The 24,130-nt window shown below is 55.7% G+C and carries 21 protein-coding genes and 1 pseudogene; 7 read left to right on the top strand and 15 right to left on the bottom strand.

Annotated elements, in window-relative coordinates; all coding sequences use genetic code 11:
• Window positions 1-36 precede the first annotated feature (36 nt).
• Together ACM561_RS04345 and ACM561_RS04340 are read right to left on the bottom strand one after the other, a co-directional pair.
• Window positions 37-1,209, bottom strand: coding sequence for a GNAT family N-acetyltransferase (locus ACM561_RS04345; RefSeq protein WP_425908314.1), 1,173 nt, complete (start codon window positions 1,207-1,209; stop codon window positions 37-39).
• 5 nt (window positions 1,210-1,214) lie between these two features.
• Window positions 1,215-1,640, bottom strand: a complete 426-nt coding sequence (locus ACM561_RS04340; protein WP_425908312.1) for an acyltransferase family protein — start codon at window positions 1,638-1,640, stop codon at window positions 1,215-1,217.
• A 291-nt stretch (window positions 1,641-1,931) separates the two neighbouring features.
• Between ACM561_RS04340 and ACM561_RS04335 the strand changes: the two genes are divergently transcribed.
• Together ACM561_RS04335 and ACM561_RS04330 are read left to right on the top strand one after the other, a co-directional pair.
• Entirely contained in the window at window positions 1,932-3,416 is a 1,485-nt protein-coding gene (locus ACM561_RS04335) for a lipopolysaccharide biosynthesis protein (protein WP_425908310.1), read from the top strand.
• Window positions 3,417-3,488: 72 nt separating this feature from the next.
• Window positions 3,489-4,712: a hypothetical protein gene (locus ACM561_RS04330; RefSeq protein WP_425908308.1), complete on the top strand. Its 1,224-nt coding sequence runs from the start codon at window positions 3,489-3,491 to the stop codon at window positions 4,710-4,712.
• Here the strand turns inward: ACM561_RS04330 and ACM561_RS04325 are convergent.
• The 5 genes from ACM561_RS04325 to ACM561_RS04305 all read right to left on the bottom strand — a co-directional run bounded on the left by ACM561_RS04325 (window position 4,623) and on the right by ACM561_RS04305 (window position 9,687).
• Entirely contained in the window at window positions 4,623-5,660 is a 1,038-nt protein-coding gene (locus ACM561_RS04325) for a glycosyltransferase family 2 protein (RefSeq protein WP_425908306.1), read from the bottom strand. The two genes, ACM561_RS04330 and ACM561_RS04325, sit on opposite strands and share 90 nt — an antisense overlap.
• The gene (locus ACM561_RS04320; protein WP_425908304.1) at window positions 5,657-6,853 is read right to left on the bottom strand and encodes a glycosyltransferase family 4 protein; all 1,197 of its coding nucleotides are present in this window, start codon (window positions 6,851-6,853) and stop codon (window positions 5,657-5,659) included. The genes ACM561_RS04325 and ACM561_RS04320 overlap by 4 nt, the downstream gene beginning before the upstream one ends.
• 67 nt (window positions 6,854-6,920) lie before the next feature.
• Complete coding sequence (locus ACM561_RS04315) at window positions 6,921-7,574, bottom strand: PIG-L deacetylase family protein (RefSeq protein WP_425908302.1); 654 nt, start codon at window positions 7,572-7,574, stop codon at window positions 6,921-6,923.
• Complete coding sequence (locus tag ACM561_RS04310) at window positions 7,571-8,368, bottom strand: sugar phosphate nucleotidyltransferase (protein WP_425908300.1); 798 nt, start codon at window positions 8,366-8,368, stop codon at window positions 7,571-7,573. The genes ACM561_RS04315 and ACM561_RS04310 overlap by 4 nt, the downstream gene beginning before the upstream one ends.
• Complete coding sequence (locus ACM561_RS04305) at window positions 8,365-9,687, bottom strand: methyltransferase domain-containing protein (RefSeq protein ID WP_425908298.1); 1,323 nt, start codon at window positions 9,685-9,687, stop codon at window positions 8,365-8,367. Before ACM561_RS04305 ends, ACM561_RS04310 begins: the two co-directional genes overlap by 4 nt.
• A 210-nt stretch (window positions 9,688-9,897) precedes the next feature.
• On the opposite strand from ACM561_RS04305, the gene ACM561_RS04300 reads away from it, so the two are divergent.
• Complete coding sequence (locus ACM561_RS04300) at window positions 9,898-10,635, top strand: SDR family NAD(P)-dependent oxidoreductase (protein WP_425908296.1); 738 nt, start codon at window positions 9,898-9,900, stop codon at window positions 10,633-10,635.
• A 207-nt stretch (window positions 10,636-10,842) separates the two neighbouring features.
• Window positions 10,843-11,472, top strand: a complete 630-nt coding sequence (locus tag ACM561_RS04295) for a class I SAM-dependent methyltransferase (RefSeq protein WP_425908294.1) — start codon at window positions 10,843-10,845, stop codon at window positions 11,470-11,472.
• A 44-nt stretch (window positions 11,473-11,516) separates the two neighbouring features.
• Here ACM561_RS04295 and ACM561_RS04290 read toward each other — a convergent pair whose 3' ends face one another.
• Both ACM561_RS04290 and ACM561_RS04285 read right to left on the bottom strand, forming a co-directional pair.
• The gene (locus ACM561_RS04290; protein WP_425908292.1) at window positions 11,517-12,557 is read right to left on the bottom strand and encodes a hypothetical protein; all 1,041 of its coding nucleotides are present in this window, start codon (window positions 12,555-12,557) and stop codon (window positions 11,517-11,519) included.
• Entirely contained in the window at window positions 12,554-13,882 is a 1,329-nt protein-coding gene (locus ACM561_RS04285; protein ID WP_425908290.1) for an O-antigen ligase family protein, read from the bottom strand. The genes ACM561_RS04290 and ACM561_RS04285 overlap by 4 nt, the downstream gene beginning before the upstream one ends.
• A gap of 253 nt (window positions 13,883-14,135) precedes the next feature.
• Here ACM561_RS04285 and ACM561_RS04280 point away from each other — a divergent pair, with 253 nt between their 5' ends.
• Window positions 14,136-14,942 (top strand): hypothetical protein, encoded by an 807-nt coding sequence (locus tag ACM561_RS04280; protein WP_425908288.1) that lies wholly within the window; start codon window positions 14,136-14,138, stop codon window positions 14,940-14,942.
• 28 nt (window positions 14,943-14,970) lie between these two features.
• On the opposite strand, the gene ACM561_RS04275 is transcribed toward ACM561_RS04280, so the two are convergent.
• The gene (locus ACM561_RS04275; protein ID WP_425908286.1) at window positions 14,971-15,945 is read right to left on the bottom strand and encodes a class I SAM-dependent methyltransferase; all 975 of its coding nucleotides are present in this window, start codon (window positions 15,943-15,945) and stop codon (window positions 14,971-14,973) included.
• Window positions 15,946-16,007: 62 nt separating this feature from the next.
• On the bottom strand, window positions 16,008-17,039 hold the full coding sequence (locus tag ACM561_RS04270) for a hypothetical protein (protein WP_425908284.1): 1,032 nt from the start codon (window positions 17,037-17,039) through the stop codon (window positions 16,008-16,010).
• 235 nt (window positions 17,040-17,274) lie between these two features.
• Here ACM561_RS04270 and rfbC point away from each other — a divergent pair, with 235 nt between their 5' ends.
• Entirely contained in the window at window positions 17,275-17,805 is a 531-nt protein-coding gene (gene rfbC / locus ACM561_RS04265) for a dTDP-4-dehydrorhamnose 3,5-epimerase (protein ID WP_425908282.1), read from the top strand.
• 342 nt (window positions 17,806-18,147) lie between these two features.
• Here rfbC and ACM561_RS04260 read toward each other — a convergent pair.
• The 4 genes and pseudogenes from ACM561_RS04260 to ACM561_RS04245 all read right to left on the bottom strand — a co-directional run bounded on the left by ACM561_RS04260 (window position 18,148) and on the right by ACM561_RS04245 (window position 22,646).
• Window positions 18,148-19,250, bottom strand: a protein-coding gene (locus tag ACM561_RS04260) for an IS3-like element ISNisp3 family transposase (RefSeq protein WP_425905558.1) whose coding sequence is annotated in 2 segments (ribosomal slippage) — window positions 18,148-18,995 and window positions 18,995-19,250 — 1,104 coding nt in all. Because the reading frame shifts where the segments join, the coding sequence is not laid out codon by codon here.
• A 380-nt stretch (window positions 19,251-19,630) separates the two neighbouring features.
• Window positions 19,631-20,193: pseudogene (locus ACM561_RS04255) on the bottom strand (transposase); the annotation flags it as partial.
• Window positions 20,194-20,238: 45 nt separating this feature from the next.
• Entirely contained in the window at window positions 20,239-21,597 is a 1,359-nt protein-coding gene (locus ACM561_RS04250; RefSeq protein ID WP_425908280.1) for a DUF4910 domain-containing protein, read from the bottom strand.
• The gene (locus tag ACM561_RS04245; protein WP_425908278.1) at window positions 21,594-22,646 is read right to left on the bottom strand and encodes an NAD-dependent epimerase/dehydratase family protein; all 1,053 of its coding nucleotides are present in this window, start codon (window positions 22,644-22,646) and stop codon (window positions 21,594-21,596) included. Before ACM561_RS04245 ends, ACM561_RS04250 begins: the two co-directional genes overlap by 4 nt.
• A 301-nt stretch (window positions 22,647-22,947) precedes the next feature.
• On the opposite strand from ACM561_RS04245, the gene ACM561_RS04240 reads away from it, so the two are divergent.
• Window positions 22,948-24,111 carry a hypothetical protein gene (locus ACM561_RS04240; protein ID WP_425908277.1) on the top strand — a complete coding sequence of 388 codons (1,164 nt, stop codon included), beginning with the start codon at window positions 22,948-22,950 and terminating at the stop codon, window positions 24,109-24,111.
• Window positions 24,112-24,130 lie beyond the last annotated feature (19 nt).

Here is a 24,130-nt window from a genome sequence, read left to right as displayed (position 1 = left end):
CGCCTGACGCATCCTTCGTCGCCAACAAGATCGGGATCATCGTTCGTTCTGAGCCACTCGCGCCCGCCACGTCCGCTTAATGCTTGCCAACCAAGGCGTTAATCGTAGCATGTGTTTTGCTGAACGATTCATCAAGCCGACGGAAGAGCGTAACGCATTTGTCCACACTGCCTTAATGCGCGGAGCGAATATATAGACGGCCGACTCCTGCCAATGGCGGTTAGCCAGTCTTTCCTTGTACGAGGTGTCGCCGATGCCGAAATCAATCAACCGCACCGGATCGTCCAACCTCTCGTCGTCGTTCAAGTTCTCAATAACTTTCATCATCAGGTACATGCCCGGCGTATATTTCGCATAGGCCGGATCAAAGGAAAGGTACTCGCTGAGAAAAACCTGGTTGCGAAGCGATCCGATCCAGAAGGCGCTCGGTTGCTCATCGAGATAAAGGATATATCCCCGCAACCAGCCCTTACGTGCCTCGAACTCGAGACGAGACCGAATTTCGGGTGTTTCCGAAAAGCCTACATTCAGGCCTCGCTGATAGGATTTCGCCGCGATGACCTCTGCATCACGCACGAGGCGGTCGATTTCGGCAGAGGATCTAAAACATTCGATCCTGCAGTTACGAAACGCCTGAGCCAGATTTCGCGCCCGTTTTCGCTGCTGATACCGTTCGTTCTGCGAGAGACTCGACATGAACGAACCGGGAGGCCCCGAAAGATCGCGCACTCGGCGTGCTTGCGAAGCGACGCAGTGGTCCGCGCACCACCAGTATCGAAGCATTCGAGCCGACCGCACGATGGGGGAATCAAGATCCGGACTGTGCAGCGAAGCCGCGTCTGCCTCGCCAGTGGCAAGCGAATTGAGAATGCTGCCGATGAGCAGCTTGGAATTGACTTCGGTTATGTCTCCCAGCCATCCGCCATGCACTATCTGCAGAATCCGCAGCTTCGGGACAGGAAGCGCGAAGTAACCCAGCTTGACGGATACGTAGCCCACCTCCAGTCGGGCTGCGAGCAGAGCTCTGGGAACATCCCTCTCGTAAAGCACAACGACATGGGGACGCTCGGCCTCCCCATAAATATCCACGATGAACAGAAAGAAATCGAGATCGGCGTCCCGGCGAGGATTGCAAGCATTCCAAAATTCCCGAAGTGCTTCGACTTCCAGATGGGTCCTCAGAATTTCGATGCGATAGGGGGCAGTCACCTCATTCATGTCCTCGAGCTGACGAGCATTTTGACCTGTACGGTGAGGGCTTCAAAGCTCTTTCCCATCAAAAGTTCGCGACAGCTTGCATGCTTCCGCGTGCCCATCGCGATTCGAGCTCTATCCGCGGACGCTCTACCCAACGGAAAGCCGGTCGCGCAGGTCACCGCGAACAGTGGAAATATCCGCATAAAGCGACGCAACAAATAAACGCCATAGGGCTCGGGTCGCTCGATCACCGGGTGAGTGATAACAAATCCACCGATAGTCAGAAAAACAAGGACTGCGGGAAGTCCGGTCGCCTTGAGAGTTGGTGCGATCCCCCCGCTCAAATTCGAAAAATAGGCCAGATGGGAAAAGACGACCGCCCACGCCAGCCCACTTCGAAGGCCCTCGATCGCGGCAAATGTCCTCGTAGCCGAACTTTCCATAGTCCATTCCGCTTCCCAGCGAACAGATTCAGCGGTCGGCCCCGATTAACCCCAAAGTCAGCATTCTGGTATGCACCGGTGGAATTTAATAATATTATATGATTTAATTTATTTTATTATATACGTAAAATCCAGCCGCAAAACGGTTTCAGTTGGCATTAAATATTCAATTTCTTGATGAGGTCACCGTGAAGTCGTCCGTAACGATGTTGCGACCCGAGCCTAGGGAACCCCTTTTCGTTCCGAACCGGCGAGGCTGGAGTTGAATGGCGCTTGGGAGATCAAATCAAAATGAAGGATCTCAAGCAGAGGACTATCCGAAGCGGCCTGGCCAAACTTTGCAGCCAGACGGCGGATTTCGTGCTCCGCATCGCCTCGCTGGTCATCATGGCGCGCCTTCTGGAGCCAAAGGACTTCGGCTTGATCGCGATGGTAACCGCCGTCACGGGATTTTACGGGCTGTTCACGTCCGCCGGCCTCTCGGCGGCCACGATCCAGGCGCCGACTGTCAGCAACGAGCAGCTTTCCACCCTGTTCTGGATCAATATCGCCGTCGGAACCGTGCTTGCGTTTTTATGCGTGCTGACGGCGCCGCTGATCGTCAGATTTTATCACGAGCCGCGCTTGTTCTGGGTGACCGTGGCGGTCGCCATCGGCTTCATCATCAACGCCGCAACAGTTCAGCATTCCGCGCTTCTGCAACGCCAGCTGCGCTATGTCACCCTCGCCGTCATCGAAACGCTCTCGCAGCTTGTCAGCTTCACCGTCGGCACCGTCATGGCCCTCAAGGGCTTCGGATACTGGACACTGGTCGGCTCTGCGATCGCCACTCCGGCTTGCTTCATCATCTGCCTATGGACTGTCACGCAATGGACTCCGGACCTGCCGCGCCGAAACGTCAGGATCGGCGCCATGCTTCGCTTCGGCGGCACGCTGACGTTGAACAGCGTCGTCGTCTACATCGCATACAATCTGGAAAAGGTGTTGCTCGGACGCTTCTGGGGGGCGAATGTTCTCGGCATCTATGGGCGAGCTTATCAGCTCATCAATGTTCCGACCGACAATCTCAATTCGGCGGTCGGCGGCGTGACCTTCTCTGCGCTCTCGCGACTCCAGAACGACCCCGCCCGCTTTAAGAGCTATTTTCTCAAGGCTTACGCCCTGGTCAACTCGCTGACCCTTCCGATCACGCTGTTCAGCACCCTGTTCGGCGACCTCGTTATCTCGGTGTGTCTCGGCCCAAAGTGGATGGAGGCAGTCCCGATCTTCCGTCTTCTCGCGCCGACGGTGATGGTCTTCGGCATCATCAATCCGCTGGGCTGGCTGCTTCTGGCCCTCGGGCTCTACGGGCGAAGCTTCCAAATCGCGCTGGTGATCGCTCCTCTTGTCATCACGGCCTATCTGATCGGATTGCCCTATGGCCCGACCGGCGTCGCGCTGGCCTATTCGAGCGCCTTGGTCCTCTGGCTCGTTCCGCATATTTTGTGGTGCACATACCGAACGGTCATTTTCCCGCGGGATCTGCTATGGACACTCAGCAAGCCGCTCGTGTCCGCTCTCGTTGCCGCGGCCTTCGCATTTCTTATTCAGCGCTACATCGGCGAGTCGCTGTCTCCGCTGCCGAGGCTTCTGCTCGCCGCCGTCACCATGGGCATCACATATATTCTGATGCTGCTGTTTGTCATGGGACAGAACGCCCTCTATTTGGACATCCTGAACGGAATCAGGAGCTCTTCGCGCCTCGAAGTGACCGACGCCGAAGGGAGATCCGTTTAATGGGTGCCGGCTGCCGACCAACCGTCAGCGACCGGAATTGTCACCGCGTTCATAACGAGTGATGGTGAGAGCATGACACTACGGGCTGGCGACTGGATCGAGGTTCGGAGCAAGGACGAAATTCTGGGAACGCTCGACAAGAACGGACGGCTGCAGGAACTCCCCTTCATGCCGCAGATGTTTCAGTATTGCGGCAAGCGCTTCAAAGTCTTCAAGCGCGCTCATAAAACCTGCGACACCGTCAATCCGGTCGCAGGGCGTCGGATCGCCGATGCGGTGCATCTGAACCTGCGCTGCGACGGCCAGGCCTATGGCGGCTGCCAGGCAGCGTGCTTGCTCTTCTGGAAGGAAGCGTGGCTCAAACCGGTTGAAGCGACGGATTCCTTGATCGCGCCTCCACGTGGCGCCAGTACTCCCGAGTCTGAGATATCGACGGCTAACGGCGGCTGCTCAGAGGACGACGTGCGGCAAGCGACATGTACCCAGGATAGGCAACGAGGTGGGGTTACGAGATATTTTTGCCAAGCAACCCAATTACCCAATTTCACCACCCAGCTCTCATGGTGGGATGTCAGGCAATATGTCGAAGACTTTGCTTCAGGAAATGTGTCGCTAGGCGTCATACTCGCTGGCTTCGCCTATCTCAGCTATTACCACCTCGCTTTGGCGAAAAGAAACAGGCTAGGACGTCCCGCGCGCTGGCTTTATGACCAGTTTCAAAAGCTCAGGGGCGGTGTGCCCTACCCGCGAAGAACCGGCACCAGTCCTCCTGGTCAACCCACCCCAATTGCCACGCTTGACCTTCAACCCGGCGAACTGGTTCGAGTAAAATCCTATCCGGAAATCCTTGCCACGCTGGACGGGGTAAGAAACCGAGGCATGTTTTTCGATGCAGAACTTGTCCCCTTCTGCGGCGGTGTCTATCGCGTGCAGGCCCGGATAACAAAATTCATCAATGAAAAAAATGGGACGATGGCAACGATGAAGACCCCTGCAGTCATTCTTGAGGGGGTATGGTGCCAGTCGCGGTACAGCAATTGCCGCATGTTCTGCCCAAGAAGCATCTACTCGTGGTGGCGAGAAATCTGGCTGGAAAGAGTTTCCGAACAGGTCGTCGTGACGACCCTGCCAGGTGAAAGAAGTATCGAAACTCAAATTCCGGAGGGGATTTGCGAGAAGATTTCTTCAAACAATACCGCTAATGAATCATTCCGCGAGCTTCACATTGTGCAGCAATTTCACTGCGTAACGGACCCATCGGACGATCGGAGCAGGAAGAAAGAGAACGATACATAACTTCGCCAGTTGGCCGATGTCTTTGATCTTCATAACGACATGACGAAGCCGCCACATCAAAGAGACCACATCCAGAAAGGCAGCTCCCTGCCTGCGGTACAACGCAATCATCTTAACAGCGCGACGGGCGAAATGGCGCTCCGCCTCGATCTTGATCTTTCGACGCTCTCGTGGATCGGCAAGGTGCCTGTCAGCGGCGCCAGCAATAAGGTTGACGACCTTGCGACCGTCGCTGACACGAACATCGATAGTGAGGTCAGATGTCTGGCTGGCGTCGTGCAACGCTATTGTGGCGCAAGCCTCATTAACTAGGCCCGCCCGCCCCTCCAACAACAACGGCGCCCAAGTGGCGATATCCGCAGCGTACGGGAAATCCAGCGGAAATCCACCGCCGGCGCGTAGCCTCTCAGTTCGGTACATAACGCTGCACATTGCAACGGACATTCTGTCCTTCAGAAACTCGTAAAGAATTTCGGCGCCGTCCCAAATGCCCGTTCCGAGTCTTTGATTGGCAGGTGCGCGCCAATCCTGACCCCGCGCTACGAACCAGACATCACACAATGCGACAATAGCGGGAATGTTCTGTTCGCATTTTGTCAGCGCAATGCAGCGCTCCAGCATAACGGGAGCGATCCTGTCGTCATCTGGCACGAACACAACAAACTCGCCCCTCACATTCTCCAGCAATGCATTCAAATTCCGTAGCAAGCCGATGTTGGCCTCCTGCCTCACAAAGTGCAGCCGCCGATCAGAAAGGCTCTTCAATATCTCAGCAGTCTCATCAGTCGATGCGTTATCCGACACAAGAACTTCAAAATTCCCGTAGGTCTGGCCGAGGGCTGCGGCGAGACAGTCTTGCAGCAACGCAGCTCTGTTGAAAGTCGGAATCGCAATTGTGACCAACGGGTCGCGAAGGTTGTCCGATACGAGGGAAGCTGCGGCTGTCATCGGGGCAATATCACCCGCCTCATCTCATCGCCGCAACCCTGCGTCTTGCCTTCTATAATAGCAGCGAGCTTGGCAGCGCCCACATCAAAATCATAATGGCTGATTACCTTTTGGTGGGCTGCGGCCCCCATTCGGCTGCAAAGGTCTCTCGATAAGAGCAGTTCAACGATCCTGTCAGCCATCGCGGCGACATCGAGATCAGGCACGACGAAACCAGCATCCGCCTCCACGAATTCAGGCGCCCCGCCCGCTTGTTCAAAACAGACAGTCGGCTTGCCATGACTGGCTGCTTCCATCACCACCAACGGAAACGGATCCTCTCTGGAGGTTAAGACAAAAACATCGGCCGCCCCGAAGTAGATTCCTGTATTGGAGGTCGGGCCGACAAAATGCACCACGTCCCTCAGTGACGAGTTCGCCACTTGGCTTTGCATCGCCGCGACCTTGTCCCGCGTACCGCCAACCCATACGAAATGAACTGGCATATCGTGAGACTTCTGCATCACCTGACTTGCCACTTTCAGAAACAGATCTGTCCCCTTACGAAATTCGATCGATCCGCAAGCACACACCAACTTAGCCTGTTCGCAAATGCCTATCCTTTCATAAATGACCTTGCGAGCTTGCTCAGGCTCGATTGCACGTTCTTTCGCGCCGGGCACGCAACCTCGGATGACTTCAATCCTGTCCGGTGAAATTCCATATTTCTCCACGAGGTTCTTCTGTACGGCTTTCGAGACGGCAATATACGCTGGCCTCCGCTTTTCGAGCAGCGCGAGATGCTCGATGCCCATGGTATGAATGGCATCATCCAGTTCGTGAACGTGGCAAATGACTGGGCATTTCACGAACGATAAGAAGTCAAGCATTCTCGCGCTTGCGACCGAGTTAACGTAGATCAAATCGATGTTGTTGCTAAGAAACGTTCTGCGAAGACCCATAAGATGGTTGGAATCATACCGATGCTGCAGTTGCAGTCGACGCATCGCCTTGTACCATAAGGCATCGCTCGGCTCGAATGAGTCCACCGGACCGATAGCCGCGAATTCCGCAGTGAGATCGCCAGATTTGCCGGCCAACACTCGCATGTTGATGTTCCGGTTGCGGTGCAACCATCGCAGGAAATTGAGCAGCAGTATCGGCGCCCCGGTTCGTGAGGCCTCGTGACTCAAGAAAAGGACATTCCCAGACATCCTCGACCTCAGGTCAGTTCTTGGATCAGCGGTATGTCTGTTGGAGCCTCGGCGTTTATGCCCTTGGTCATACCAGTGTGAGTTTGCGCGAAACGAATGCCTCTGCATAGCGTTCCGGCGCGCGGCATTCCATACCCCTCAACCGTGCCAATCCGAGAAAGGTCTCCGCATCGAACCATTGCTTGGAACGCTGGCTCCCGAAGTGCGAAATCAGCAGGTCAATTTTGCGTTGCAACGCCGCAGCTGAAACGGGCACGTAAAGATTTGGCCGCCCGATATCGCCATCCCACTTCGGGATTTCGTATTCGAGAATACTATGGTCTCGAAATGTGTTCCATGCCAAACGGCAGACCTCACGATGATCTTGGTGCGCGTCGTCGCGCCGATGGGTAAGGATGACATCCGGGTCAACGCGCGCCTTCAAAAGCTCGAACCAGGACTTGATCTGCTCACCTTGTTCCGGAAAGAAGCCGTCGCGAAACGGCATGACCTCGACTTTGGCGCTCGCCGCATCCGACAGAAAATCAGCCGCCGACGCCCTCGCTTCGCGTTCCCTCTCGCCGCCTCCGCTAAGGACACACCAGTGAACATCGAGCCGGATGCCCCGGTGCAGCAGGCTCAAGAGCGTCGCTCCCGCACCGATCTCAATGTCGTCCGAATGCGCGCCCAGACAGAGCACTGACAAGCGATCGCCGGGTCCAGCCAAATGCATTGCCTTCATGGCGCCACCGCGGCGCGAATATCAGCCGTCAGCCGCCAAGGCATATCGCCACGTTCGATCATCTCCTCGAGAACCTGCCGGTCGCGCAGCGTATCCATTGCGCGCCAGAAGCCCTCATATTTGTAAACCATGAGGTGCCCACCCTTGATCAGGCGGTTGAACGGCTCGAGCACCAATTCCTCGCCGGCCCGGATGTAGTCAAAAATCTTGTTCCGAAAGATAAAGTATCCACCATTGATCCATATCTCCGACTCCTGACTCGCACGCAGCCGTTGCACGACGCCCTGTTCGTCGAATTCAGCAAGATGGAAACTGATCGGCGGATGGATCGCGATAAAGCAAGCAATCTTGTTACTCTTCCTGAAGCGTTCGATCATCTCCGGCAAGAACGCATCGGTCAGACCGTCGCTATAGTTGGCGAGGAAAATCTCCTCATCCTCGACGAGTTGACGCACCGCAACCAGCCGCTCTCCGATATTGCGCCAAATTCCGGTATCCACGAGGGAGACCCGCCAATCTGGCGGCTGCTCGCCCAGAATCTCGATCTTCTTTCCAAAATTCGAAATGACACAGTCGCTGTTGGACGCCCGCTTGTAGTTAAGGAAATAGTCCTTGACGACGTTTGCCTTGTGCCCGAGGCAAAGAATGAAATCCTGATGCCCATACTGGCTATAATATTGCATGACATGCCAAAGAATCGGCTGGTGGCCGATCGGCACCATCGGCTTTGGAATGCTTTCTGAGTATTCGCGAATGCGGGTGCCAAGTCCCCCGCAGAACAGGACGACCTTCATGACGCGGGGCCCCCCGGGTCTATCACCTCCACACTGGGGATAGGAACAACCAGCTTGCAGCCCCACGCTCCGACATGGCGCATCTGCTCAACAATTTCTTTCTTCAAGTTCCACGGCAGAATGAGCAGGTATTCCGGCCGGACTTCATCGATGGCAGATACTGGATGGATCGGAATGTGCATTCCGGGTGTATAGCGCCCGTGTTTATACGGATTGCGATCAACGGTGAAGTCAAGAAAATCGGATCCGATGCCGCAATAATTGAGCAACGTGTTTCCTTTGCCGGGAGCGCCATATCCGCATATCTTCCCACCCTTTTCCTTGCACTCAATGAGGAACGACAGCAGCTGACGCTTTGTGCGATGAACCCCTGCGGCGAAGCGCGCGTAACTGTCGATATTCTCAAAACCAATCGCGCGCTCGTGCGCCAGCAGCGCGTTGACGCTCGGCGATGTCATGTGCCTGCTATCGGCATGGCAAAGGTAGACGCGAAGCGACCCACCATGGGTGGGGAGTTGTTCGACGTCGAATAATCGAAGATCGTGCTTGCGCGCGAGGCGGTCAACCGCGACGAGCGAGAAGTATGAGAAGTGTTCATGATAAATGGTGTCGAACTGATTTTCGCTGATCAACCGCTCGAGATGAGGGAATTCGAGTGTAATCACCCCCTGCGCTGCCAGGAGGTGCGCCATACCGGCGGTGAAGTCATTGATATCCGGGACCTGCGCCAGCACGTTGTTGCCGATGACGAGATCGGCGCGCCGTCCCTCCAACACCAGACGCCGGGCGAGGTTTAATCCGAAGAACTCAACCAGTGTCGGGACATTCTTGCTGCGCGCGGCTTCGGCCACATTGGCGGCAGGCTCAATGCCAAGTACGGGAACGCCGAATTGCTGGAAATGCTGAAGCAGATATCCGTCATTGCTCGCGATCTCGAACACCTGGCTCTTTGGACCCAGGCCAAACCGCGACGAGATCATCTGACAATATCGATGCGCGTGCTCAACCCACGACGTCGAGTACGACGAAAAATATGCGTACTCCGTGAAGATGTGCTCCGGCTTAACATACTCCTTTAGTTGCACCAGGAAGCATCCCCCACAGACCAGCGCGTGCAGCGGGAAGTAAGGCTCCATTTGATCGATCTGGTCGGCAGGCAGGAAACTTTCGCAGAGCGGAGACATGCCAAGGTCGATGAATGTCATCGAAAGCGGGGCATGACATAGCCGGCAATATCCATGTCGAAGCCCTATGCGGCTTACGACAGGGCTTTCCTGAATCGGCTTCTGTACTGATCTCGTCTGATTGGCGGTGAACATCGCAACACGCTCCCGCTACGTCTTAGTAGTCAACCCGACCCGCGGCCGGCTGATACATACATTAAATACTTTATTTAATTGGTGCAGTTTATTTCATTCAATATATATTATCAAGAGCAATAACCCAATATACGGAAATATGACGAACATGGCAGAACTGGAGCATAGCCACACCTCCCCAGGCAGCCTCATCCTTAAGGGTTTAATTGAATGAGCCCGCAAGCGCGCGCATTCGAGGGCTCGACGGCCGTCGTCACGGGAGGGGGAACTGGAGTGGGCGCAGCCGTAGCTCTTGCCCTCGCCTCGGCAGGAGCCAATCTCCACCTCATCGGCCGCAGAGTGAACATGTTGGATGCAATCGGTGCGAGAGCGCGCACCATGGGCGTCCAAGCGACAAGTCATCCTGCCGATCTTTCGACGAGTTGCGGACAACTGGAGTTAACGCAGCGGCTCGCGCAAGTACTTTCCAGCGTTGACATTCTTATACAGAACGCGGGAATCCATTTCGCAAGCGCGCTTGCGCAAGCAAAACTTGATGAGTTGGATGCGCTATTCGTCACCAATGTCCGGGCACCCTACGCCCTGACCCAGGCTCTCCTTCCGATGTTGAAAGCCCGACAGGGGCAGGTCGTGTTTATCAACTCAAGCAGCGCCCTGCTCGCCAAACCATTAACGGCACAATACGACGCTACGAAACATGCTCTCAAGGCTATCGCCGATGCGCTGCGCGGCGAGGTCAACGCAGACGGCATCCGCGTGCTGAGCGTTTATCTCGGACGAACGGCAACCGAGATGCAGGAGCGGATCCACAAAATAGAGAACAAGCCTTATCGGCCAGAACTCCTTTTGCAGCCTGCCGACGTCGCATACGTAATCATGAACGCCCTCAGCATGCCACGCACCGCTGAAGTTACCGACATCCATATAAGGCCGATGATTAAGACGTGAATGAAGGAGCTCTGCAAATGGAGGGATCTGCCACAGCACGAACCTAAGACAGCAGAGATGCTTTGTCCGTAACAACGATGACCGGAGATAGTGGTGCTGGAGGGCGTCAGCAGATGCGGTAGCCAGACTAAAGCGCTGATACTTGTCGTTTGGCACAAGCTCCGACGGGACGGCATGCGCAGTTCCCTAAGGCATGGAACTGAAAAGTTGCGCGCATGGCGCGCTTGCGGTCAAACCCGAAGTGCCTTCGACCAGGAGTTCAACACGGACACCGACGGTATCGTGCCGCTCTGGAAATTGCAGATCGAAAGTCCTTATCGGGAGCAAGGCGTTCGCTATCAGGCGTCAAATCCTGACTTCATTCGGGCTGCGATCGAGACTCTGCCGATCCAGCCCGAAGAGTTCGTGTATGTCGACATCGGATCGGGCAAAGGCCGGACCTTGCTGGTGGCGTCCGAGTATCCGTTCCGGCGCGTCATCGGCGTCGAATTCTCTCCCGAACTGAACGCAGTCGCCGCCGACAATATTCGCAAATATCGAGGCTCGAAGCGCAAGTGTGACGATGTCTCATCGGTTCGCGCGGATGCTGCGAACTGGGAGTTCCCAGCCGAGAACACAATGTTCTTTCTGTACAACCCGTTCGGTGAAGACGTACTGCGGCGCATGCTTGTAAATTTAGAAACGTCGCTGGCCGGGAACGACCGAGAAATCTACATGGTCTATAGTCACCCGATCTTCGCTCACTTGCTCGACAGTTCTAACTTTCTCGACCGGATCGACGCCCCCATCGAGGCGGCGGTCTACAGGCACGTGCCGCCGATCACCGCAATCCAGTGAGATTGTTACCTTCGAATTCTTCGTGGACTGGCATTCATTCGAAATCACCGGCCGGGACGGGACGCCTTGGTCGTGGGCGCATTGGCATCCTGCAGGACGCCGCCGATTTTCATATTAACGTTGTGGACGTAGATCGACTTGGAATTGCCGTCGTCGGGGCCCGAGTTGGGATAGACGAAGCCGTATCCCTGCGGATCGTAATAGTTGTCATGCACCGTTACGCTGGTCTTGATCGAACTGTTGTCGACTGACACGAAGTAACTGGGGCTGCCGACCATCGTATTGTGGCCGATTTCGCCGCCGGCAACGTACTCCGTCATCAGGCCTTGCGTGGTGCCGCCATTCTGCATCGTCGTATTGTAGTTGATGGCGACATTGAATGGACCGCCCGCCAGCTGCGTGTAATCACCGTGCGCGCCGGACGCCAATCCACCATTCTCGATGAGATTCTGTTGAATGACGACGGTCGAATTGGCGCCGCCATCGATCTGCTGGATCATGTCGCCGCCGGCATTCTTGAGCCAGGACTGCTCAACAGTAAAGCCGTTGCCGCGATACGAAATCAGGCCACCCCAGCCCGGATCCTTCCCGGCACCGTCGATGGTGCAATACGAGACGGTCATATTGGATGCCGCCGCAGTCGAGATGATCGGCGCGAGATTATTGGAACCAATCAGGAAGTTGGAATTCGTGATCGTCGTGTTCGCGGCCTGAACCGATACCTGCCAACCGCCGTTGAGCGAGAAGTCATAGCCATCGAGCGTGACGTTATTGCCCGTCACGGTGATAATCTTGGTGGTCGTGTTGACGGAAACTCCCGCCATCGAGATCGTCGCCGGGTTCTTGAGAACAGTGCTAGCTGAATAGCCAATACAATAATCAACACCGGCGACGTGCCAAGCGGGACGGATCTTGTATTTCTTCAGAAGAGCCGGATGTTGAACTGTACAATCCGGCGCACTGGAAGAGCCATCATCGACGCCTGTACTTGCCGAACCGGCAGTCACCAACGGCTCGCCCTGTGCATACTCAGAAAAAGCCGCTAAAATCAGAAGCGCGCCCAGGACTACCTGACCGGCGGTCATCGCAGGTACCTGTCGAAACCTTGCATGGGATGTCCGGTTGCCTGAGGGTTCCCCATGGTTAGATGGCGGGCGCGAGCCGACCAGCCCGACCTCCGATTTTCGGAAGCCCGGCTTTTGGCCGTTCCAAGATACTCCTCTTGCAGGGAGCCGCGAATTCCAACGCATATTCCCCAGAAAATCCAGATGTTGTTCCAGTAATGAACGGTCAATCCGATGAACATGAATACGACGATCACCAACGTGAAGGCCGTTCGCATCTTGCTCATGTAAGGATCAGCCTGGCGACTGCCCGCGGTCGAACCCGATCGATAGAATGTCGCAACATTGGCGAAGAACAGAAAGACGATCGTTGGGACACCAAAGCGGAGCGCGAGAGCGAGCCAAACGGTGTCCACCGAGGCATTGCCGAAGAAATCGCCAATGATCCCGTAGGCCTCGAAGCCAAATCCAACGTAGGGAGACAGACCGATATAGTAAAAGGCGCTATCCCACGTGGCCACACGGAAATATCCCGTGGAAGGATCGAGTGTCAGATGTGAAACTAACCATGAAATCGGCTTATTCGCGAGGACGAAAACCGCCGCCAGCAAAGTACCCAAGCTTATGACCAGAACGTGCCACCGCCACGAGTATCGGTGCATGATGCGATCGTAAGAATAGACCGACACCACGATCATGAACGATATCAGCGGCGCGGATGACATTGCTAGCACGCATCCAAAGAAACAGCCTCCCGTATACAGAACCCGCCCTAGGACGCTGCGTTCCGAATAGAGGAAGATAGCGCCGGCGACGACGCAAAATGTGCCGTACAATATCGGGTGCGGAAATGTCGAAAATGCCCTGAGTAGTCCGTACCTGTATTCGGGAGTGAAGCTCGGCAACCCCCACAGCGCGGCAACAACATTGTAAGTGACGATATGCTGAGTGAGATGTTCGACGGTCGCGAGCGCAATGACGATAACCGCGACGAACTTAAGTGCTCCGACAAACGCCTGTAGAGCCGGACGCCCGAAGAAGAATGCGCGCGCCACAATGTAGCCGCCCAGAAATTCAATCACCACGGCAAATCCGGACGACCAGGAACCGGGATCCGTGTCGAACGTCGCTGCCACGATCCAAGCTGATGCGAGGCAAGCGAATAGATCGGAAGCAACCAGATGCCGTCCTTTTCGGGACAGCTCAAACAACGCGGGAAGGAGCAGCAAACATATCACGATCCGCCCAAGGGTGAATTTTGCGCCGCCGATGTAGATTGTCATGGCCGCGGGTGTCGCGATCCCGATCAGGAGCATCCATGCGACGAAACCGTTTGCCGCAGTCACGGGCCTCTTGGCAGTATCAGGCGGGCACAGCCGGTTGGCCGGCAATCGCTGCGCTACCCCACCCCTACTTGGGTTGCCAATTGACATCTCGCTTTCCCGGACAGACAACTCGCTAGAGTGGCAGATTATATTTATTTAATATCGAAATAAAACATATAAAAATGACACCGAAAAATCCTCGCTTTCGTATATATTACCGCGCCAAATGGTTAATTCAGATCCTTGTGATCTCGCCGTGAATTAAATTAAAGCAATGACAAACTCGATACATGTGTGTTGCGTCGCCAACCATGAGGGATCGCTTGCACGCGACCTGCAGCGATCTCCAGACATTGACAGTGGCCGAATCCAGGCTTCGATCATCTGGAACGCACCAGCGGCATCAACCGCGTATCACGACGCAAGTGGCCGCATCAAAGCGGACATCCTCGTATTCGCACATCAGGATGTCTATTTTCCCAAAGGCTGGTTTGCGTGCCTCGATGCCGCCTGTCGAAGCCTGGACGCGATCGATCCGTCATGGGCAGTTGCTGGACTCTGCGGCATGACGCGGGAGGCAGAATTCGTCGGACATTTATGGGACTCCGGCCTCGGCGCCATCTGCGGTGCCCCATTTGATTGGCCCCGCATCGTGGCAAGTCTTGATGAGGTCGTTTTGATCGTACGCCGGGCTTCAGGCGTCTCGTTCGACCCCGAACTTCCATCGTTCCACCTGTACGGAACGGATATTGTGCTCGAAGCACAAAAAGCCGGCATGAAATCCTACGTACTCGACCTGCCTGTCATCCATAATAGCAAGGCGAACGTCCGCCTCGATCACACGTATGTCGCAGCATATCGATTTATGGTCCGTAAATGGAAGGCGCTGCTTCCGTGGCCAACGGTGATCGGCCAATTGACGGACAACCCCATACCATTGCTGCTTCGCCGCATCCGGCTGCGATATAAGGCCATCTTTCGCGCATCCACGCTGCATCCAATGCTGGAATTTCCTGAAATGAAGGCCAAGGAACTCGGGTTTGCTAAGGCACGTGACGATGCACAACACGAGACGGCCTGAGCAGCACTGCAAGAATCTGCAGCAAGAATCACGTATGATGCCGCGGTACCGGCTCGCCCGATCCACTCCATTTCCGGTCCTGCACAGTATCCCCCGCTGCCCGATCAGAAATCATCCTTCCAAAATCCTTCGGATCAAGTGTATCCGGATTGATCAAGATGCGGTCGTTCCGGTATTTGCGGCGGGCTTGCAATGAATGGAAACGATAGCCGATGATTCGGTAGACGTACGGGCTGACGAGCCCGTGAAGCACCTTCTTCCAGTTCGATATGCCGTCTCTATTCCAGCTAGACCAGTTGCCGGTCTCGAATCTCGTCCACGTGTCATCGTAGTCCGACTGCACCACTGTTAGTGGCGCCGCATTGCCGACCTTTCTCGAGAAAATGAGCATCATCATCTGGTCTTCAAACGGAACCTCGTTCCGACGCTTGAGCTCTACCGGGCGTTTGATCAGGTTCCACATCTTCGGGCGTGACAGATTCACCAGAAAGACGCTCGTGTCCTCGAAGCCGTTTCGCTTGCTAAAAAGGCTGTAAAAAAATTCCGGCGAGAATTGATAAAGACCGTGCGAAGGAAAGCCATTTGCATTCGTCCCGACCAGAATTTGGCCACCCGGCTTGACCAGATTAACAATGTTGTCGACGACCTGGGCAACGTCGAAGATGTGCTCAATCGAACCGAAGTCGAGAAACGTATCGAATTGCTCACGCAAATTTTCGGGAATCGGAAGATTGAAATCATGAATAAGCGATGCGCCTTCGAATGCCGACGCATCAATAGAGGTGATGCTTTCGGCGCCAAGCTTGCGAAGCAACGGCTCGCAGTAAGCACCCACAGTGATTGACTCGTCGTACACTATACCGAGATTCCGCTGCACCAGATCAAACTCCTGTTTCCAAAAATGGATTTCGTGCCTCCCCAGCGTGACCGTATTCCGGAAACTGAATTTGTAGATACGGCTTGCGATGCTCAGAGCCCGGAGACCTGTCAGATCGATGCCCACAACTTACTCCTGTAGATCTTTGGCCGCAGTGCAGACTCTGCCGCAGTGAGATTGCGCTACGATTACCTTGCAACCGGACTCTGCGCCTTCGTGAAACCGGACCGCGCGTAGTATAGCCTTCTCTGCAGACCGCGAGTAATCCGAAGACTTTCACGCGCGAGCGACGACAGCACCGAAGGAGAAAGAACGATGGGGCCTTGCGGTTCAAGCCACTCACGCACTTGCGAATGTGCGGGCACAAGGGTGTCGAGAAGCTTGTTCCAAAGCTCCGGATTCATCGAATCGTGAAAGTGGAGGACGCTGACGCCTGCGACTTTAGCGGCGTCGTAGTTTCCGGGCAGATAACTGCACACGGGGAAATTGCTCGAACACGGCAATGCCCTCCAGGCCAGCCCGAGCCGGATTACAGTCAATCCCAATACGACCTGGTCCATGAAATGCACCTGGGAATGGGTTCGAGCCACTTGCCGATCAAGGAATATTTTGAAGTCGCTGAGAAACTCTCTGCCGAACCGCGCAGCGCGCCGGTACACGTAAAGACCTGCATTCCAATAGAACCGAATGCGGTGCCCATCGCCAGTATCCAGCCATGGCAGTTCGTCGGCATCTTGCCCGATGACCGCAGCAGAGCGCTGCCAGAATGGATCGTTCGGGTCGGTGTTCCCCTTGGAGCCGATAACCCCGGCATCGGGAGCGCTCGCGAAAAAGTCCACTCCGGGCAGGAGCTCAAGACCATTAGGCTCACGCAGGAAGAGGATGTCGCTGTCCACCCACGCGATCGCCTCCGTCGTGACCCGCTCTTCCACTGCTACAATCGCCTCCGCCTTGTTCATGTAATGGTGCCAGGCATAGGGATTGTCCGGGGACACCTGAAGATGCCTGACCCCCAGTTCTACCATCCGGCGCTGCGTCTGGTTCGATAGTGGAGGCGTCATCCGAGGCGTCACTGCGATGACGTCCAGATTCGCAAAGCGTCCCCCGAAGCGACGAAGGCTGTCGACCATCCGGATTGTCAGGGGTTCGAGGATCCCCGACTCGATACAGACGACAATGGTCATCGAAGGCGGTTTGCCGGGAGTCTGATTGTTTTGCATTTGAGAACCGCTCCCTGCAGACCTCGCTCCGACAAATTGCAGGAAGGTTAACGACCTGCAGTATTTCCGGACCATGGCCAAGGGCATTTCAATAGTCATTATGATAGTTGAAGCTCCATTAATCGCAATATATAATTATTTAATTACCCGGCGGATTAAATCGAACGGATCGGACATAGAGCACGATATTTGGTTGCGCCAAACAGTTTCGATGTGACTGAAAAGAGCCATTACCTTGCAATTTCACCCGACAAGCCTCCGCGACGCCGTTCTTATTGAGCTGGATCCGGCACGCGACAAACGCGGCTTCTTCGCTCGCAGCTTCTGCGTGGAGGAGTTTGCCGCTCACGGGCTGGAAACGAATTACCCACAACACAGCATTTCGGGTTCCCCCCGCAGGGGAACGCTGCGAGGCATGCACTATCAGCGCGATCCTCACGGCGAAGTAAAGTTGGTACGCTGCACCAGAGGCTCCATTCTCGATGTCATCATCGATATCAGAGCGGATTCGCCGACTTTTCGCCGATGGCAGGCATTTGAGCTTTCTCCGATCAACGGCCGCCAGCTCTACATTCCAAAGGGATTCGCCCATGGCTTCCAGACCCTCAGTGACGACTCAGAGGTGAGCTACCTGATTTCCGAGCCATACCGGCCAGAATCGGCTTGCGGTATTCGTTACGACGCTCCGTCATTTGAAATTAGTTGGCCCTTATCCGTAACGGAGATTTCCGAGCAGGATCTGTTTTGGCCCGACTTCCTTAAATAGCGATGGCTTGTATGCCGACCATCCGACCCATCAGGATCGACACGTCAAAGCTTTCAGGTGCCGCAACGGCCCGTGGTGTGATCCGACGAACGGCAGTTACGTCACCGCCGGTGGCTCGCCCGTAAACGTGGACGGCAGGCGATTTCACCCTCCGGGTGATAACAGCGAAGGCGACGGCGACTGGGTCGCTGCTTATTCTCGAGGCAACGACACCGCCAGAGCAGTCATTGCATTGTCCCAGTGACCTGATACCCTAGTCTCCTCCAGCTTGAAGGAGAGTCCTGGATTTCGTTGATCTGCGACCATTCTTTGGACCGCCGGAGGCTAGAGTTTCCGGCTTTGTCATGACGGCGAGCTGGGATCGCTGTCACGATTATGCAACGTAATCGGGGGTCTATTCCCGATCGCCCCATGCGGGCGTTCTTCGTTGTAGTATCTGCGCCAATCCTCCAATTTTGATCGTGCGTCGTCAAGGGTCAGGAACCAATGAGTGTTCAGACACTCAGCGCGGAAGCGTCCATTGAAGGCTTCGATGAACGCATTGTCAGTCGGTTTGCCAGGCCGACTGAAGTCGAGCGTGACACCATTGGAATAGGCCCACAGATCCAGATCGCGCGAGATGAACTCGGAGCCTTGATCGACGCGGATGGTCTTCGGATAACCAACTGCCGCGCAGGTGTGCTCCAGCGTTTGAACGACATTCTCGGCGCGGTAGCTGAAGCGCGGATCAAGCACCGGCGAGTACCGTGAGAATAAGTCGACAACGGTGAGCACACGAATCTTGTTTCCCGTGGCGAGCTGATCGTGCACAAAGTCCATCGCCCAGGTCTCGTTGGGATGCGTGGCATCTCTGCGATCGTCGCGCAGCTTCGCCCTGACCCGTCGCTTCGGCGTTTTGTTGCGCAATTGCAGGCCTAACTCGCGATAGATCCGTCGCGTCTTCTTCTGGTTGATTAGCCAGCCTTCGCGGCGCAGCAGCACATGCACGCGGCGGTAGCCGTAGCGAACCCGCGTCTGGCAGATCTCCTTGATCTTGCTTTCGAGGCTGGCCTGTCCGGGCCGGCGCGACTTGTAGTGATAGGTTGATCTGTCGACCTCGAGTATCTGGCACACCCGCCGGATCGAGACATCCCATTCACCGCGGACCGCGTCGACGAGCTTGCGCTGACGAACAGGCCTCAGATTTTTCGGCGGATGACGTCCTGCAACATCTCGCGATCCAGGCTGAGATCAGCGACCAGTTTTTTCAGCTTGCCATTCTCATCCTCAAGCTGCTTCAGCCGCCGCATCTCGGTCGGCAGCAAGCCGTCGTACTTCCTTCTCCAGTTGAAATAGGTCGCCTGGCTGATCCCGGCCTTACGGCAAATATCAGCCACCGGCACCCCATCGGAACCCTGCTTCAGAATAAATGCCTTCTGCGCGTCTGAAAACTTCGAGGCTTTCATCGCTCTCCGCTCCTCCCAGTCCGAGGAAATCCAGCGGAAAAACTCTAACCAAAAACGGTCCGATTTGAAGGTCGCAGATCAGGTGCCGTAGCACCTACGGAAGGAATGAGGAGAGGTCACTGAGCAGCGGTGCGCGCAGCCTTTCGCTGCAAGCGCGCACCGGCTGAGGTGGCCATGGCCGATCAAGGTTTCTCTAGAATGCGAATGTTCACAACCCATTCGGGAGAGACCGACCATGACCAGCCCAAATACTATACCCGCCGATGCGATGTTGGTAGCCATTGATATTGCCAAGGCTTGCAACGAAGTTCTGATCGAGGCCCCCTAGCCATAAATGTCGGCGCCGGCTGTCGGTCCTCAATAACCCTGCGGAGCATGATCGGCATGAGCATCGGCCTGCGTATGCCCAAGGCCCGCTTTCGCGTCGACGACCTGCAGCTTCTTCTGGTTCATCACGATACCCTGCCGGTCCAGCATGACGTGGATCCTGCGGCAGCCGAACCGCCGGCGCTCCGCGCCGCCACGGCCTTAATCGCGTCGCGCAACGGACCGTCGTCCAAACGGATGCTGGTGTAGCGCACCGTTGAACGGTCAATGCTTAAAGACCGGCACGCCCGACGCTGGCTCACCCCTGCACCTCGCAGGCACGAGCCACCGCCTTCCGCTTCGCATCGGCGTCACCGTTATTTTGAGGTGACATCCTTCAGGATCGCATTGTCGAGCGTCTGCTCGGCCAAGAGCTTCTTCAGCCGGGCGTTTTCGTCCTCCAGCGCCTTCAGGCGACGGGCGTGGGACACATCCATGCCGCCGAACTCGCCTTGAACTTGGAGAAGGCCGCAGCCGAGATGCCATGCTTGCGGCAGACATCAGCCGTCTGCGAACCGGCTTCCTGCTCCTTCAGCATCCCGATGATCTGTTGCTCAGTGAACCGCGAGGCTCGCATCGTCCGTCTCCGTGATCGACGGACACGACCCAATTTGGAGAAAGTTCAGGGTCTCATGTCACCAGACACACCCGGTTCATCAACGGCGATCTCGCTGGTGACCAGAAGCCCCTTGTGTAGCAGGATCTGCGCTGTCCTTTGAATCACAGCAAACGGCAAGTTGGCGCGCTCAGCAATATCGAGGAGCGAATGCATTCCATCCGAAAGATTTAGGATCCAGAGCATGGCCATATTGGCGGCGGCTGCGTCCTTGTCTCCGCCGATCATTCCGTAAAGGCCTCGCCGTCCAAGCTGCGGTTCGCACTTGGGCATCGTATTGCGATATATCGCATCATTTTCAATGATCTCGATCGCTTCTGCAATCAGGCGATAGGACACCGCCAGATGAGGGGGAGCGATGAAATCAAGATTGTCGGCCGACGTGTGATAGTGAGGAATTGTACCGAACCTGCTGCGCTGGAACAACCCAACCGGTAAGTTGAAGCCCGGCGAACAATACTGGCGCTCGTCGTAACCGTATGGAGAAAAATCGAGGATCGACGGGGCTAGCCCGGAATGACGAAGGGTTTGGGCCATCGCGCGATCGATCCTGGCATCGCCGCGGCGGCTCTTTTTATAGGTCGGACCGCCCCCGTCTCCGACCATGGAAACGACAAGACCGTGCTTGATGCGTTGGCTGCGCTGCTCATTGCGAGCGAGCCACGTGATCGCACCAATCGTTCCCGGCGCAAATAAGAAGCGATAACTGTATCGCGTTTGCATTCCCTCCATATGCTTCGCAAGCTGCGTCAGCAAAGCCACGCCCGAACAGTTGTCGTTGGCAAGCGATGGGTGGCAGACATGGGCCGAGAGCAAAAACTCTTCCTCGGTTCTGCCTCGGTGCAGATACTCGCCATATGTCAGGTGTCCGTCTTGGAGATGCGAGTCGATGACCACCTCATAGGTTTCATCGCGGAGGCTTTCGAGCAGGCGATGGGGCATGCAGAACGCCCAGTTCTCGGCGTAATAGGACGTTCGATAAGGGATCAGGTCCGGCTGGTCGGGCAGCGTGTAGACGTGCTGTTTGAGTTCGGTCAGCGACATATGCTGTCGCACCGGCACGCTAAAGCTCATGACGTGTAGGTTCGATCGGGAAAAATCAACGATCTTTTCGCCCCGCTCGTTCTTGATATAGGCTCCGCGAATGTTCCACTCTTGCGGAATGACCCAGTCGAAGACCGCTGTCCCCGTTGGCACCTCATGAATTTCCAGCGGGACGTGCGCACCAATCGCACGCAACGTTTCGCGTACGCCGTTGCCGGTGATGCTGCGGCAGATCGGGTATATCTCGGCGGCAAAAGAGAGGATTTCCTCGCCGATATCCTCCTTGACGATTTTTTCGCGAAAATACCCCTCAGCGTTCACGAGATCGCTCGGAGTTGAGGCTGCGACTCCCGCAATTTAGGATCCAGGAGTCCTTCTGCCAACAGCTTCTTGATGTGGCCGATCCGCTGATAGCGCGGCCCCTCAAACTCTTCCAGCGTCAGGCCCGACGAGCGATAGGCATCGTAAAGCTGTTCCGCGCCCATGCGAGCATCCCACCGCGGCTTGAATGCAGGCAGCTTGCGGCGAATCTTCTCGAAGCTCACGCGATACGACCGTTTATCCGGGCCCGCATCGTCGGCAAACCCGACACTGCAGTTTGGGACCACGCCGGCCACGATCTCGGCAAGATCACGAATGCGATAGTTGTGAGCCGTCTGACCGACGTTGAAGGCTTCATTGAAGACCTGGCCGGCCGGGGCCTCGAGCGCTGCAATGAAAGCGCGGGAGATATCCTCGATATGTACGATCGGCCGCCATGGCGTGCCGTCCGACTTTAGATGAATCTTGCCGGTCGTGACTGCCCAGGCCACAAGATTATTCAAAACGATGTCGAAACGTAGCCTCGGCGACAGACCATAGGCGGTTGCCGGCCGCAGATAGACTGGACAAAATCCATCGCCTGCCAGGCGCGAAATGTCTCGCTCAGACATTACTTTCGACACGCCGTAAGCCGTTACAGGATTGAGCGCAGCGGTTTCGTCAATCATCTCCTCGCCCGCCTGCCCATAGTTGCTGCAGGATGATGCCAGCACAAACCGACGAACACCCGCGCGCTTAGCGAGTTCGGCTATCCGCACACTCGCCCCGTGGTTAATCTTGTCGGTGAGACCCGGTGCAAGATCACCGAGTGGATCATTGGACAGCGCCGCTAGGTGCAGAACGGCATCGAACCCGGCGAGGTCGCCCGCCTCCACATCACGAACATCCTTAAGGATCGTGGCCACCTCACAGATCTCGCCGCCCGCGGAATATGTGCAGCGGGAATATAGATCGCTGTCGAGCCCGGTCACTGTATGACCCGCTCGAACCAACATCGGCGTCAAGATAGTTCCGATATAACCGAGGTGACCAGTCACAAGAACGCGCATAGTTCTCTCCAAGCCTGTCCCGAATAAGCAGATCCCAAATCACTCTCGCACGCGCACCGAACAGACCGGCTGACTGCCAACAGCAGCATTCAACCGTTTAACGACGGCCGCGTCATTAAATTAAACCACCATAACGCGAAATATTTACTGATGACTATCGTCACATAATATTTTAATTAAATACTAGATCGAAACTGCGCCGATTAACAGTGCAAAATCTGGTACGAAAACCCGCCGGCTTTGGTAAATTCATGCTTGAGGGCCAACCATTCAAGACGATGCCATCCTTTCGAGGGAAGCGATGAAAACAAATGCCAGTTCGTTGCCCGGGAATACTCCTCTCATCGATTATGCAGTCAAAGGACTCGAGAAGTGCTGGCTTCCCCGCCACGGACGGTGGTCGCACATCTATCATCTGGACGGCCGCGCCGAGCCGAACGAGTCTCTTCCCCGAAGTGATGTTTTCTACACGCTTAATGTTCTCCTTGGCCTGTCGAGAGTATCATGCGTTCCTTCCAATCTCGATTTGCGCGCTGTATTCGAACACAATGCCTCCCTCCTCACGCGCCTGCCGGTGGCCAAATATGCCTTTGGCATGACGCTCTGGACTTCCGGCGAATTGGGGGTCGAACTTCGCGGTGACGTCCTGGATGCGGTCCATGAAATTCTCTCGGAAAAGGACAACTGGCTAACGTTCCGTGCCCAGGATATCGGCATGATTGTGAGCGGCGTCGTCGCTCAAGCAAAGCGAGATCCCGCTCGCTGGTCCGCATTGGCGGCGGAGCTTTCAACGTTTCTGCTTGCCCGCTATCATTGCCGCTCCGGTCTTTTCTTTGACAGCGCAGGTGGCATCCGGCGCAGGTTTTCTTCGTTTGCAACCAATACCTATCTGACGCTGGCCTGCTACCACTATGGGCATTTTGCCAACGATCCCCGATTCATTGACGTTGCAAATACATGCGCGCGCAAACTGATTTCGCTGCAGGGCCCGAGCGGCGAATGGCCTTGGTTCTTTGATACGCCCAACGGCCGAGTCGTTGACTTCTACGAAGTTTATTCCGTCCATCAGTATGGAATGGCCCCCGCCTTCCTTGAGTGCGCGGAACAACACGGCGTGGCCGAGGCTCGCGAATCTCTCATCAAAGGCTTCCGATGGGTTCTCGGTGACAATCAATTAGGTCGCCCCATGCTGTTGCCAGACCTTCATTTGACCATTCGATCACAGGTTCGAACGCACGAATTGCGCGTCAACAAGAAGAGAGCGATTCGCGCCGTGACAAATATGGCACTGGGCCGCAGTTCGCCACTGGTTAAACCTGCCGACGTCACCCTTCGCCTTGAATGCCGGAGCTACGAGCTTGGCTGGATTCTCTGGTCGTTTGGCCGTCGCACAGATTTTCCGGAGTTGACGGGTCATCGAATATTTGAGACCGCCACGCAGCCGATCGAGGCTTTCCCTCATTGACCCGTCAAGCAGAAACTGA

The sequence above is a fragment of the Nitrobacter sp. TKz-YC02 genome, from assembly GCF_049852135.1.
GTDB classification, from domain to species: domain Bacteria; phylum Pseudomonadota; class Alphaproteobacteria; order Rhizobiales; family Xanthobacteraceae; genus Nitrobacter; species Nitrobacter vulgaris.
This window is presented reverse-complemented; position numbering and strand designations above follow the sequence as displayed.